The 13481-nt window shown below is 70.6% G+C and carries 9 protein-coding genes; 4 read left to right on the top strand and 5 right to left on the bottom strand.

The features are described from left to right. Positions 1–34: 34 nt before the first annotated feature. Entirely contained in the window at positions 35–1447 is a 1413-nt protein-coding gene (locus ACIRG5_RS35715) for an FG-GAP-like repeat-containing protein (protein WP_402913197.1), read from the bottom strand. 276 nt (positions 1448–1723) lie between these two features. Here ACIRG5_RS35715 and ACIRG5_RS35710 point away from each other — a divergent pair, with 276 nt between their 5' ends. From ACIRG5_RS35710 to ACIRG5_RS35700, 3 genes are all read left to right on the top strand, one after another. Beyond that, entirely contained in the window at positions 1724–2356 is a 633-nt protein-coding gene (locus ACIRG5_RS35710; protein WP_402913349.1) for a M15 family metallopeptidase, read from the top strand. A gap of 78 nt (positions 2357–2434) precedes the next feature. After that, positions 2435–5437: a BTAD domain-containing putative transcriptional regulator gene (locus ACIRG5_RS35705; RefSeq protein WP_402913195.1), complete on the top strand. Its 3003-nt coding sequence runs from the start codon at positions 2435–2437 to the stop codon at positions 5435–5437. Positions 5438–5662: 225 nt separating this feature from the next. After that, positions 5663–6325, top strand: a complete 663-nt coding sequence (locus ACIRG5_RS35700) for a response regulator (RefSeq protein WP_402913192.1) — start codon at positions 5663–5665, stop codon at positions 6323–6325. Between the two features lie 136 nt (positions 6326–6461). Here ACIRG5_RS35700 and ACIRG5_RS35695 read toward each other — a convergent pair whose 3' ends face one another. Next, a complete protein-coding gene (locus tag ACIRG5_RS35695) occupies positions 6462–7415 on the bottom strand; it encodes a Rieske 2Fe-2S domain-containing protein (RefSeq protein ID WP_402913189.1) in 954 nt (317 codons plus the stop codon). A 19-nt stretch (positions 7416–7434) separates the two neighbouring features. Beyond that, positions 7435–8640: a hypothetical protein gene (locus ACIRG5_RS35690; RefSeq protein WP_402913186.1), complete on the bottom strand. Its 1206-nt coding sequence runs from the start codon at positions 8638–8640 to the stop codon at positions 7435–7437. 210 nt (positions 8641–8850) lie between these two features. On the opposite strand from ACIRG5_RS35690, the gene ACIRG5_RS35685 reads away from it, so the two are divergent. Further along, entirely contained in the window at positions 8851–10998 is a 2148-nt protein-coding gene (locus ACIRG5_RS35685; RefSeq protein ID WP_402913184.1) for an MMPL family transporter, read from the top strand. Positions 10999–11048: 50 nt separating this feature from the next. On the opposite strand, the gene ACIRG5_RS35680 is transcribed toward ACIRG5_RS35685, so the two are convergent. Next, positions 11049–12485, bottom strand: a complete 1437-nt coding sequence (locus tag ACIRG5_RS35680) for an ATP-binding protein (protein ID WP_402913182.1) — start codon at positions 12483–12485, stop codon at positions 11049–11051. Next, positions 12482–13165, bottom strand: coding sequence for a response regulator transcription factor (locus ACIRG5_RS35675; RefSeq protein ID WP_402913347.1), 684 nt, complete (start codon positions 13163–13165; stop codon positions 12482–12484). Before ACIRG5_RS35675 ends, ACIRG5_RS35680 begins: the two co-directional genes overlap by 4 nt. Between the last annotated feature and the right edge of the window lie 316 nt (positions 13166–13481).

Raw genomic sequence — 13481 nt, 5'->3', positions numbered from 1 at the left:
GCAACCGCCGGGCGCGCCTTCCGAAGGAATCGCGTCACACGATGATGTTGAACATGTTCCAGCCGAAGCCGAGTTCCTCGCCCTGGCTGTAGGGCCGGCCGTTGTCGCGGCGGATGTTGTTGGAGTACATCCACAACGAGCCGTCGGGCTTGCGGGCGACGAGGTCGGAGAAGGCGTCACCGGTCACGTTCGCGCCGACGATCGTGTCGAACATGTTCCAGCCGCTGCCGATCTCCACGCCCTGGCTGTAGGGCCGGCCGTTGTCGCGCAGGATGTTGTTGGCGTACATCCACAACGTGCCGTCGGTCTTGCGTCCCAGCATCTCCGAGAAGCCGTCACCAGTGACGTCGGCCGCGACCAGCTTGTCGAACATGTTCCAGCCGAAGCCGAGTTCCTGGCCCTGGCTGTAGGGCTTGCCGTTGTCGCGGACGATGTTGTTGGAGTACATCCACAGCGAGCCGTCGGGCTTGCGGGCGAGGACCTCGGCGAAGCCGTCACCGGTCACGTCGGCCGCGACGATCGTGTCGAACATGTTCCAGCCGAGACCGATCTCGCGGCCGGAGGCGTAGGGCGTGCCGTCTTCCTTGCCGTCGTTGGCGTACAGCCACATCGAGCCGTCGGAGGGCTTGCGCGCCAACACGTCCGTGTAGCCGTCGCCGGTCACGTCGGCGGTCAGGACGATGTCGAAGCCGTTCCAGCCGTGGCCGATCTCCTGGCCGTCGTGGTACGGCTGGCCGTCGTCGCGGATGATGTTGTTGGCGTACATCCACAACGTGCCGTCGGGCTTGCGTCCCACCAGGTCGGTGAACGAGTCGCCGGTGATGCTGTGGTCGACGACCGGCTTCGGCGGAGTGGTGCCGCCACCGCCGTCGCCGATGCCCACGGGGGAGACGTAGCCGATGATGTCGCCGTTCGAGCGCTGGTAGCTCGACCGCCGGACCCGGCTCGGGTTGCCCTGGTTGCCGCCGATGGTGTTGACCCTGGTGCTGGAGGAGCTCGTCACGATGGCCACGTGGTCGATCGGGTGGTCGTCGCCCGAGCTGTGGTCCCAGTCGAACACGATGGCGTCACCTGGTTGTGGCGTGTACCCACTGGACCGCGAATGGTAGGTCCCGTTGTCCTGGCCGTAGGACTTGAACGACTGCGCCCAGCCGTCGAGGCCTTTGAGGTCCGAGACGCCGCCCTTCTTCCACACCCAGCGGGCGAACTCCGCGCACCACGCCATGCCGCAGCTGTTGTTGTAGCCGGGCGAACAGGCGGAGCCGCCGAGCTCGGCGGTGGCGGCGTCGACGATGCGGTCTCTCGACGGAGCCGCGTTGGCCGGCGTCGCCAGCATGACGGTGCCGGTCATCAAGGCCAGCGCGGCGGTCAGAACGGTGCGGGTGGCCTTGCGCAGGCCGGTGCCGGTGGGCTTGGGCTCGCTGTGGCGGATTGCGGATCGGAACACGTGGTTCTCCTCGGCTCTGGTGGGGGGATCCGGTCGGTGTGTCCGGCCGGTGATGGACCCAACATTCGCCAGGAGGGGTTTCAAGACGGTCCACGAAACCTTTAACCGCAGCACAGAACGTGTGCACATGGCGTTGTGCCACCCGAAGCGCGCCACCGGACGCGCCGGCCGCGTCCGGACGGACGTACGTGGCGTTAAAGAAAAATTCCAGTACGCGCGTGCACCGTCGTGCGACCGCGTGATCAGAACGGTGAACCAGGAGGAGAGTCGTTGGAGATGGTGTGGCTGTCGGATCCCGCTGTGGCGGCGGTTCCGGTGCGCGAGCGCGGCGAGCCCCTGGTCGACCTGCGCACCGTTGCCGCTCTTCGGCTCGACAGCCGGCTCGCCGACGAGGAGGGGCTGTACGCCCAGTTGCGGCTCGGCGTGGTGGACCGGCTGGTCACCGCGCAGACGTTGCTGCCACCGGAGCTGAAGTTGCTGATCGTCGAGGGGTACCGGCCGCAGGCGTTGCAGATCGCGTCGTTCGAGTCGGCCGTCGCGGAGTCCCGTGCGCGCTCACCCCAGGCCGGCGAGTCGGTGCTGCGACAGAGGGCGAGCATGCGCAGTTCCCCTCCGGAGGTGGCACCGCACGTCGCCGGGGCCGCGGTGGACCTGAGCCTGTGCACGGTGGACGAGATCGAGCTCGAGCTGGGCACCGCGGTCAACGACACCACGACGGAGCGGTCCCACACCGAGGATCCGGCGGTGGACGCCACCGCGCGCCGCCACCGCGCCGTTCTCGCGCAGGCGTTGCGCGGCGCCGGACTGGTCAACTACCCGAGTGCGTGGTGGCACTGGTCCTACGGCGATCGGTACTGGGCGTACCTGACGGGATCCGCCCAAGCCCTCTACGGTCCCATTCTTCCCTGATATATCCGCATTTTCCGGAACCACGACCCCCCGGCGGGTGTGATCTACTTGCACCGGTGACGCTGGGGAGGTCACGATTTGCTGGAGTTCCGACTACTCGGTCCGGTCGAAGCACTCGCGGGCGGCAGAGCCGTACCGCTCGGCGGTCTCAAGCCGCAGGTGCTGCTGGCCGCGCTGGTGCTGGAGCGCGGCCGGGTGGTGTCGGCGAGCCGTCTCGTCGAGCTGCTGTGGGGTGAGGAACCGCCCGTCAGCGCCCGATCACTCATCCAGACCTACGTTTCCAAGCTGCGCAAGGCTTTCGCCGACCTCGGTGCGCCCGACGTCATCGTGTCCAGGTCGCAGGGCTACCTGGTCCGGCTCGACGACGCCCGCGTCGACGCCGACGAGCTCGCCGTCCTGCTCGGCAAAGCCCGGCAGCAGGGACATGACCAGGCGGCGCGGCTGCTGGCGGAGGCTGTCGCGTTGTCGCGCGGTCCCTCGTTGTCCGGCCTGCAGGACACGCTCCTGAGCGGTCAGGCGCGACGGCTCGACGAACTGCTGGTGACCGTTGCGGAGGAACGCTTCGCGGCCGAGCTGAGCCTCGGCCGGTTCGGCCACCTCGCCGACCTGACCGCCGTGGTGGCTCGATACCCGGTGAACGAACGGCTGCGCGGGCAGCTGATGGTGACGCTGTACCGCCTGGGACGGCAGGCAGACGCCCTCGCGTGCTACCGGGAGGGCCGGGACGCGCTCGTCGGCGAGCTCGGCGTGGAACCCGGCTCCGAGCTCGGCGCGATCCACTCCGCGATCCTGCGCGGCACCCTGGAGCTGGTTGCGGTGGACGCGGCACCGGTCGCCAGGACCGCGCTGGCGACGGCACCCGCGCAGTTGCCCGCGACGCTCGCCGACTTCACCGGCCGGGCGCGGGAGCTCGGGGAACTGGCCGCCGCACTGTGCGAGGAGAGGTCCGCCGTGCAGATCGTGGCTGGACCGGGAGGGTGCGGGAAGTCCGCGCTGACCGTCCGCGCCGCGCACGTGGCGGCGGAGTCGTTCCCCGACGGCCAGCTCTACGCAGAACTCCGCGGCACGAGCGACCTGCCCGCGACCGCCGGCGAGGTCCTGGGCCGATTCCTGACCGCGCTCGGGATGGACCCCGGTCAACTGCCCGAGTCGGCGCAGGAACGCCAGGAGCTCTACCGGACGTTGCTCGCCGGCCGCCGGGTGCTCGTCGTGCTCGACGACGCCGCGTCCGAGGAACAGGTGCGGCCCCTGCTGCCGGGCGCCGCCTGCTGTGCCGTGCTCATCTCGTCGCGCGACCGCCTCGCCGGACTGGCCGGAGCGCTGTTCACCGAACTGGACCTCGTGACGCCCGGCGAGGCGTACGACATGCTCGCGCGGATCGTCGGCGAAGTGCGGCTGGCGGAGGACGTGGACTCGGCGCACCGGATCGTCGACGCGTGCGGACGCCTGCCGCTCGCGTTGCGGATCGCCGGCGCCCGCCTGGCCTCGCGGCGGCAGCTTCCGTTGCGCGTCCTCGCCGATCGTCTGACCGACGAACGCCGGCGTCTCAACGAACTCTCCGCGGGCGACCTGGCCGTGCGCGGCAGCATCGCGTTGAGCTGCCGGGCACTCGACGACCTGGCTCGCACGGCACTGGGCCGGATGGGACACCTCGGCCTGCCCGACTTCTCCACCTGGGTGGTGAGCTGGCTGCTCGAGACGTCCGAGGCGGACGCGGAGAAGGTCCTGGAGGTGCTCGTCGACGCGCAGCTGGCCACGTTGTCCGGTGCCGACGCGGCGGGAGTCCTGCGCTACCGGCTGCACGACCTGGTCCGGCTCTACGCCCGCGAACGAGCAGAGGCCGACGAGCCCGCCGAGCTGACCGCGTCGATCGCCCGCGTCCTGGACGGCTGGATCGCCCTGCTGAGCCGCACGGCCGCGAACAGCTCCTCGGCCGAGTCCACCTGGCGCCCGGCCACCGGGCACCGCGAACCCGACGGCGTCACCGCCATGGCCGAACGCCTGTCCGACGACCTCGACGCCTGGCTGCTGGGCGAGGAACCGGCGTTCGCGGTGGCGGTCGAACGCGCCGCCGCCACCGGCCTGCACCGGCACGTGTGCGACTTCGTCTCGGCCCACACCGCGATCGAGCAGGTGACCAACTGCTACGACCTCCGCGACCGGATCATCGGCGTCGCGATGACGTCGGCCCAGCACGTCGGCGACCCCGGCCTCGCCACGGACGTGCTGGCAGAACTCGCGCGCCTGCGGTTCTTCCAGGACCGTTTCGCCGAGGCCCGCCAGCTCTTCGGCGAGGCGCTGGGCTGCTACCGCGAGCTGCACGACGTGCGCGGCCAGGCCGCCTCGCTCACCGGGATGGGCCTCGCGTGCCGCGAACCAGGACACCTGACCGAGGCGGTGCACTTCCTGAGCCAGGCCGCCACCCTGTCCCAGGCGCTCGACGACCAGGTCGGCATCGGGCACGTGCTGCGGATCAGGGGTTCGGTCCACCTGGAACTGGGCGAGTACGACGAGGCGTGGGCGGACCTGGAGCAGTCACTGGCGGCGTACCGGCGGGCCGGCAGCAGACGAGGGGTCGCACTGTCGTTGCGCAGCACGGGTCTCTACCACCGGGCACGCGGGGACTACGAGACGTCCATGGCCGTGTGCGCCGACGCCGCCACGATCTTCGCCGAACTCGGCGACGACCTCATGCACTCCTACGCCGTGCGGGCACACGCCAAGGCGCAGATGCGGATGGGCCACTGCGCGGAGGCGTTGCCCCGGCTCGAAGCGGCGCTCGCCACCGTCCGCGCCAAGGACGACCGCTGGGGCCAGGCCATCACCCTGCGCGTCCTCGGCCAGCTGCACCTGGCGGAGGGACGGCTGGACCTCGCGCAGAACTACCTCGACGCGGCGATGTCGATCTGGGACGCCATGGAGACACCGCTGTGGCGGGCCCGCACCGAGCACGACCTCGCGCTGCTGCACCGGAGCCGGGGTGACGCGGAGGCGGCGGACGCGGCGTTCACGCACGCCCGTTCGGTGTTCCGCGCGCGAGGGGCACGGGAGTACACGGAGTACGTCGAGCTACCGGTGTAGCCGCCGGCACCTCGTCCAGGCACGCCTGCGTCTGCAACCGTGACGCCGCGGAGGCAGTGATTGGTCTTTCTTCCTCAGATTTCGCCTGTGTGCATTTGTTTTAACGGTCGTCTCAGGTCCGCTCGGTATGAACTAGGCATCGCCGGGCGACGCGGTGTCGGCCTCGGCGGCATGGCCGAACCCGCCGCGCTACGGCGTCCACGCGACCCTGAGAGGCAGCCGTTCATGATCTCCGTGCTCGTGGTGGACGCCCAGCCGTTGCAGCGCTTCGGGTTTCGCATGCTGCTGGAGAGCACCCCCGACACCGAGATCGTCGGCGAGGCCGAGAACGGCGCCGAAGCCGTTCGGCGGACCACCGAGCTGCATCCCGACGTGGTGCTGATGGACATCCGCATGCCGGGCGTCGACGGGATCGAGGCCACCCGGCGCATCGCCGCCGGTGGGCGTTCGCGAATCCTCGTGCTGACGACGTTCGACGTGGACCGGTACGCGTTCGCCGTGCTGCGGGCCGGGGCAAGCGGTTTCCTGCTCAAGGACACCCGCCCGGAGGAGCTGCTCGCCGGCATCCGGGCCGTCGCCGCCGGGGACGCGGTGATCGCGCCCGTGCTGACTCGGCGGCTGCTCGACACGGTCGCCGACCAGCTCGACGACGACCTCTGCGGGTCCGTGCGGAAGGATCCCCGGCTGGACTCCCTGACCGGCCGCGAGCGCGAGATCCTCGTCGCCATCGGCCACGGACTCACCAACGGCGAGATCGCGCAACGGTTCACGCTGTCGGAGTCGACGGTGAAGACCCACGTCGGGCGGGTCCTCGCCAAGATCGGCGCACGGAACCGGGTCCAGGCCGTCATCCTCGCCTACGACCTGAGACTCACCCGGCCGATCTAGCCCTTCGTCTCGCGCGTCCGTCGAGGCGTGACCGCGGTTCCCAGCCGCACCGCTCCGGGCCGAGCCGCTCCGCGTGGGAGACCGTCATGATGCCCGTGCACATCTCGTCGTCAGGGATCCGCAGGGACTCCGAAGATCAGGCGAGCACGACCTGGCCCTCAACGACCTTGATCGGGATCTTGGTCAGCGGTGCGGGTGCCGGCCCTCCGGTCACCTCTCCGTTCTCGTCGTAGGTGGCGCCGTGGCAGGGGCACCGGAATCCCGGGCCGGCGTAGGAGACCGGGCAGCCCTGATGACTGCAGGTGGCGTTGAACGCCAGGAAGGTGTCCTGCGCCGGGCGCAGGAGATGGGCGGGCGTCCCGTCCGGCATCGTGAAGCTCTTCGACGAGCCGACGACGACGTCGTCGACCGCGGCGATCACCGCGCCGTGGCTCACCGAGTCCGCAGGCGGGCCGGCAGGGTGCCGGGCGAGCGCCAGCACGCTGCCCGCGGTGACTCCGGCAGCGGTCGCCGCCCCTGCGATCAGACCGCCCCGCAGCACGGTGCGCCGCTCGACGTCGTCCCGCACCGTCCCGTCTTCGGCCGGCGTGGGGTGCACCGGCAGGCCGAGCCCGTGCCGCACCTTCGCACGCAGCCGGGCACTCAGTGACAACACCCCGGCGTCGCCCGCGATCAGCAACGGGGTCCAGGCGAAGGCGAACACGATGTCGGCCCCGAGGTAGTACGGCCGAGTCGTCCAGCTCACCGTCAGGAAGAAGCTGAGCGAGAGGAGGACACCGCCGAGTGCGGCGAGCCGGGTGAACAGCCCGAGCAGGGTGCCGAGCCCGACCGCGATCTCCCCGAAAGCGATCGCCAGCCCGGCGACGGTCGCGTGGTCGGCGGCCAGCGAGACCAGCGGGCCGATCGGGGAGGTCGCGGCGGCGTTCACCATCTGCGCGTGGACACCGAGTGGCGAGGTGCCGTCCAAGTAGTGCGTGTCGAGGAGCTTGGAGAAACCGGCGTAAAAGAAGGTGCCACCGAGAAAAGCACGCAACGGCAGCAGAACCCAGACCGGCGACCGCCTCGGGGAATCCCAACGCAACCGGATCATGTTGTGGCCGACCCTCCCTTCAGGACTTGCGGGGAGAGACCGTCATGATGCCCGTGCACATCTCGTCGCTGGTGCCGTCGCCCCACACCACGTAGCGCGGCGGCAGCTTGCTCAGCTGCGGCAGCTGTTTGCGCAACCCCGCGTCGTGCGTGCACGTCACCCGCAGCGTGTCCCCCGGACCGATCTCCACCGGCTCCGGCAGCTTCATCAGCCGCTGGTTGTCGAAGTCGAACTGCGGCACGTCCAGCACGACCTTGGCGTTCGGCTTGCCGGGGTTGAGTTCGACCTTGATGGCCCGCCCGAGCAGGTGCATGTGGCCGAACCCGGCGAACAGCGTCATGGGCGCCTCCACCTCGTGGTCGCAGGTCTGGGTGTTGCCGGGCTTCGGCGCGCTCTGGCCGCACTCCTCCACCTGTCGGTCCGCGGATTCGCCGACCTCCTGCCCGAACCGCTTCGTCACGTCCGCGATCGAGGCGGCCCGGTCGCAGAGCGGACCCGATTCGCCTGCGGCGCAGGGCAGGTCGGTCGGCGCGTCGAGCGGCAACGTGTCGAGTTCCCGGGTCTGCGGCGTGCCGTCCGTCAGCCGCAGCCGCACCGCCGAGCGGTCGGACCCGGCCGGCCTGCCGTCGGAGGCGAGCAGGTTGTAGTGCATCTGGAGGACGATCAGGCTGCCCGGCACCAGCTTGAAGCCGACGTCCTGGGTGAACAGGGTCTCCGAGGCACCCGGCGCCCAGGTGTCCACCCACGCCGCCTCGCCCTGCTCCACTTCGGCGCCCTCCACGCCGGTCCCGCCGAAACACTGCCAGCCGGCGCCGGGGGTCTTCGCGTCCCGCTCGCGCACCGCGGCAGCGCCGCCCGGCGGCACCGCGTACACGATCGCGTGGTGCGCGAGGGCGACGTTCTCCGGCGTGACCTGGGTCCCGGTCAGGAACTCCGCCTTGGTCAGGCCCGGATCGATCACCTGGCACCGGTACTCGTCCGTGCCACCACCCTCCGGCGGCTGGGGCGTGTAGGACTCGGCCATCTTCAGGTCGACGAACCGCTCGCCGGCGCGCAACGGCAGTTGTGCCGCCGGCGGCTGGCCCGAGTGCGCGTTGTGCGAGCCCGCGGAAGGAGGCGCCACGCCGTTGCCGGTGTTCGACCCGCAGGCGACGACGGTGAACGCCGTCGCCAGCGCCACGGCGGCCGCCCCTAGCCTCCACAGTGGACTGTCAGGTTTCGTCATAGTCCAGACGCTAGGCCGAAATCCGTCCCGTTTCGTCGTACCGCGGTCGTCATTTCGGCAGGGAGGCGGTACGACGGTACTACCCGTGAAGTCCTCTTAGCACTTTCGACGGGCCTGACCACCGCATTAACGGTCCTCTCACCTTCGCTCGGTAGGAAGTCGGCGTCAGACAGGCGATGTACACGTAGGCACGTAGGTAGGAGGCTGGAGATGGCAGTCGACACAGCACCGTCCGGGAAAGCACCGGCCGGTCGGTTGGCAGGCCGGTGGGTGCCGTGGTCGGTGATCGGCCTGTGGTTGGTGCTGACGGTGATCATGGGGCCGTTGAGCGGAAAGCTGAGCTCGGTCACCACCGACAAGGCCGCGGACACCCTGCCGGCCGGCGCAGAGTCCACCAAGGTCGCGGTGCTGGAGGACAGTCTCCCCGGCGGGAACGACAACACGTTCGTCTTCGTGTACCACCGCGACAGCGGCATCACCGACGCCGACCGCGCGACGGTCGAGCGCCACTACGACACCCTCGCCAAGCGGTACCCGCCCAAGGTGGTGACCCCGGAGGGCGAGGAGGACGAGGGCCCGCAGACGAGACCTTCCGCTGACGGCAAGGCGATGATGTTCACCCTCGACGTGAGCACGACCTACGGCGCACCGGAGGCCATCGTCGGCCCGTTGCGCGACGCCGCGAAGGACCGCCCCGCCGGCCTGGAACTCGACGTGACCGGCCCGGCCGCGATCGAGGGCGACATGGACGCCGTCTTCGACGGCATCGACCTGCAGGTCCTCCTCACGACCCTCGTCGTCGTCACGCTCCTGCTCATCATCACCTACCGCAGCCCGGTGTTGTGGATCATCCCGCTGGTGGCCGTGGGCGCGGCCGCACTGACCTCGATGGCGACCGTCTACCTGCTCGTCAAGGGCTTCGGCATCGTGATCAACGACCAGAACTCGGCGCTGCTGACGATCCTGGTGTTCGGCGTCGGCACGGACTACGCGCTGTTGCTCATCGCCCGATATCGGGAAGCGTTGCACCACCACGAGAACGTCCGGGTCGCGATGATCCACGCGCTGCGCGGCGCGGCACCGGCCATCGTCGCGTCCGCGGCCACCGTGATCGCCGGCCTGCTCTGCCTGCTCGTCGCGGATCTGAACAGCACCAGCGGGTTGGGCCCGATCGGTGCGGCCGGCATCCTGTGCGCGCTGGTGGCCATGCTGACGCTGTTCCCGGCGCTGCTGGTGGTGCTCGGCAGGCGGATCTTCTGGCCGGCCATCCCGCGGTTCAGCACGGCCGTGGAGGAGAAGCCGGGGCTGTGGGTGCGGCTCGGCGCCGCCATCAGCCGCCGCCGGTGGGTGGCGACGCTCGGCTCGCTCGGAGTCCTGGGCGTGCTCGCCCTCGGACTGACGGGCAACACCGGCGCCCTGCGGGAGCAGGACCAGTTCGTGTCCGCGCCGGAGTCGGTCACCGGCTTCACCGTTCTGCGCCAGCACTTCCCGGAGCTCGGCGGCCAGCCGATGACGATCTTCACGCGGCCGGCGCACCAGGAGCGGGTGCTCGACGTCGTCAAGGCCGTTCGCGGTGTGGCAGTGGCCGTCCCGGGCCAGACCAGCGGCGGCTGGGCCGACATCTCGGTGTTCCCGACGGACGCGCCGGACACCGCCGCGGAGTACGACACGATCAAGCGGGTGCGCACCGCCGTGCACGCGGTGAGCGGGGCGGAGGCGATCGTCGGCGGGCCGAGTGCGGAGCACCTCGACACCGAGCTGACCACCAGCCGCGACGAGAAGCTGGTGATCCCGTTGGTGCTCCTCGTCGTCCTGATCGTCCTCGGGCTGCTGCTGCGAGCGATCGTGGCCCCGCTGGTCCTGATGGCCACCGTGGTCGTCTCGTTCGCGGCGGCCTTCGGCGGCAGCGTGTTCGTCTTCGACACGATCCTCGGGTTCAAGGGCATCGACTACTCGGTGCCGTTGCTGGCGTTCCTGTTCCTGGTGGCGCTCGGCGTCGACTACAACATCTTCCTGGCCAGCCGGGCCCGGGAGGAGACCGCGCGTCTGGGCACCAGAGAGGGCATGCTCAAAGCCCTCTCCGCCACCGGCGGCGTCATCACCTCGGCAGGCCTGGTGCTGGCGGCCACGTTCGCGGTCCTCACCACGCTTCCGCTGGTGATGCTGATCGAGGTCGGGTTCCTGGTCGCGTTCGGCGTGCTGCTCGACGCCCTGCTGGTGCGGTCGGTCCTCGTGCCCGCCCTCACCCTGCTGATCGGCCGGCGGATGTGGTGGCCGAGCCGGCTGTCCCGGCCGGTGGAGCTGCCGGACGGTCGACGGTCGCTGGCCGACGATGCGGAGCCCGCGCTGCAGCGGTGAGTGCGGCACGGACGAGAGCCGGAACGGGCCCAGTCCCGTCCCGGCTCTTTTCACGGGCCCCGGCGGTCGCCGCCCTTCGGCCCCGCGATCGGGGCAGCCGGAAGGTCGACCCGGAGCAACGCGCCACCGCGTGGGGAGCGGCCCACGGTGGCCCGGCCGCCGTGGGCGTCGACGACCCGCTGCACGATCGACAGCCCCAGACCGGATCCTGGCAACGCCCGAGCGCTGTCGGCACGGTAGAACCGGTCGAACACCCGCGGTACGTCGGCGGCGTCGATGCCCGGCCCGGCGTCGTCGACCTCGAGCACCGCCGACGCGCCCCTGGCACGGAGCCGAACCTGGACCGGCTGGTCCGCGGGGGACCACTTGCCGGCGTTGTCGATGAGGTTGAGCACCGCCCGTTGGAGCGCGGCGGGACGCCCGCTCACCCACACGGAGGTCACGTCGAGCGCGACCTCGATGTCGGGCGTGCGGGAACACGCCTGCGCCGAGGCGGCCACCACCACGTCGGCGAGGTCGAGCAGTTCGGTGTTCTCGTCGGTGACGTCACCGCGCGCCAGGTCGGTCAGCTCGGCGGCAAGGGTGCTCAGCTCGGCCACCTGGGCGCCGAGGTCGTTGAGCAGCCGGGTGCGGCTCTCCGAGGGCAGTGCGCTGTCCAGGGTGCCGCGCCGATCGAGCCGGACCAGCAGTTCGATGTTGAGGCGCAGGCTGGTGAGCGGGGTCTTGAGCTCGTGGGCGGCGTCCTCGGCGAGCAGTCGCTGGGCCTGCCGGGAGTCCCGGAGCGCGGCGAGCATGTCGTTGATCGACTGGATCAGCCGCCGGATCTCCCCACCGCCCTCGTCCGGGATGTCGGCGTCGAGATCCCGGGTGTGCGCGACACGGACGGCGGCGGCGGTCAGCCGGTCGATCGGTGCCAGCCCGGTCCGCGCCACGGCCCGCCCGACCAGGGCGCCGCAGACCACGCAGAGCAGCCCGATCAGCAGCATGCCCAACCCGAACTGGTTGATCGGGGTGTCGTCGGCGGCGCGGGCCACCTGGACCGCGCCGCCGCCTGCCCGCAGCGTGTGGACGAGGTAGCCGTCGTCGTCGCTGTCGCCCGACTCCATCAGGTCGGTCGACGCGCCCCGCGCCACGCGCCCGGCGTCCTCGCTGACCGGGGGCAGCGCGGGTTGGCCGTCCGGCGTCCGGATCGAGCCGTCGGGCAGGATGACCCGCACCAGCCGGCCGGATCCGGGATACGGCGGTAGCTGGAGCTGCGCCAGACCGGCGTGCTCCGCGTTCGCCGCCAGGACGCGGGAGTCGGCGCGCAGCTGGTCCTCCGCGGTGTTCCGCAGCTCCCAGTCGAGCAGCTCGCTGGCCACCTGGAAGGCCAGGAACACGCTGGCCGCGATGGCCGTCGCCGCGATCACCGTCAGCCTGGTCCGCAGGGACCGCCGACGCCACCAGCGGGTCAGCCGCCGCGGGCCCCGGCCGGCGGGCCTGTTCACGGAGGAGTCTCCCGCAACGTGTATCCCAGGCCGCGCCGCGTGTAGATCAGTCGCGGCTCACCCTCGGCCTCCATCTTGCGGCGCAGGTAGCTCACGTACACCTGGAGGTTGTTGGAGGTGACGCTCATGTCGAAGCCCCAGATCGCCCCGAACAGCTCGCCCCGGGTCAACACCCTGGTCGCGTTGCGCACGAGGACCTCCAGCAGGAAGAACTCGGTCCGGGTCAGGCGGAGCGGCCGCCCGCCCCGCCACGCCTCGAACCTGTCCGGATCGACCCGCACGTCGGCGAACGTCAGGATCTGCGACTCGTCGTCGCCCGGCGCGCGGCGGCGCAGCAGGGCCCGGACCCTGGCCAGCAACTCCTCGGTGGCGAACGGCTTGGGCAGGTAGTCGTCGGCACCCGCGTCCAGCCCCGCGACCCGGTCGGAGACCTGATCCCGGGCGGTCAGCATCAGCACCGGCAGATCCCGGCCCGCTGTCCGCAACCGCCGGCAGGTCTCCACCCCGCCGAGGCGGGGCATCATCACGTCGAGGATCAGCAGATCCGGCTCGTCGTCGTCGATCCCGTCGAGCACGGCGAGACCGTTGGCGACGGTGCTGGTGTCGTAACCCTCGACCTGGAGCACCCGCTCCAGCGACTCACGGATGGCCGCCTCGTCATCCGCGATCATGATCCGCACGCCGGACCGCCCCCTCCAGTCGATGCTTTTGCCGCTCATGGTCCCCGATCAACCTGAGGCCAGGGTTAGAGCGTCACCGCTGTGGCCACGGCTGTGGTGGGCTGGACCAGCCAGGCTTGCCGCAGCCGTCGATCTTGGCGGGTGACACCGCAGCAGGCGACGCGCACACCGGGACAGCGCTACCGGGCTGGCCCCGGTGAGACACGACGCCAGCGTGTACAAACCGGATCTGGAGCGGTGTCGAGACCACGAATTCACTCGATGGTGTGGCCCTTCCACGGTTGGAGCCCGCGTGCGAAACCTCGTACAGTCACGA

The organism is Lentzea sp. NPDC102401, from assembly GCF_044765805.1.
In the GTDB taxonomy this organism is placed as follows: Bacteria; Actinomycetota; Actinomycetes; order Mycobacteriales; family Pseudonocardiaceae; genus Lentzea; species Lentzea sokolovensis.
Note: the sequence above shows the minus strand (reverse complement) of the source record. Positions and strands in the feature narration are given on the sequence as shown.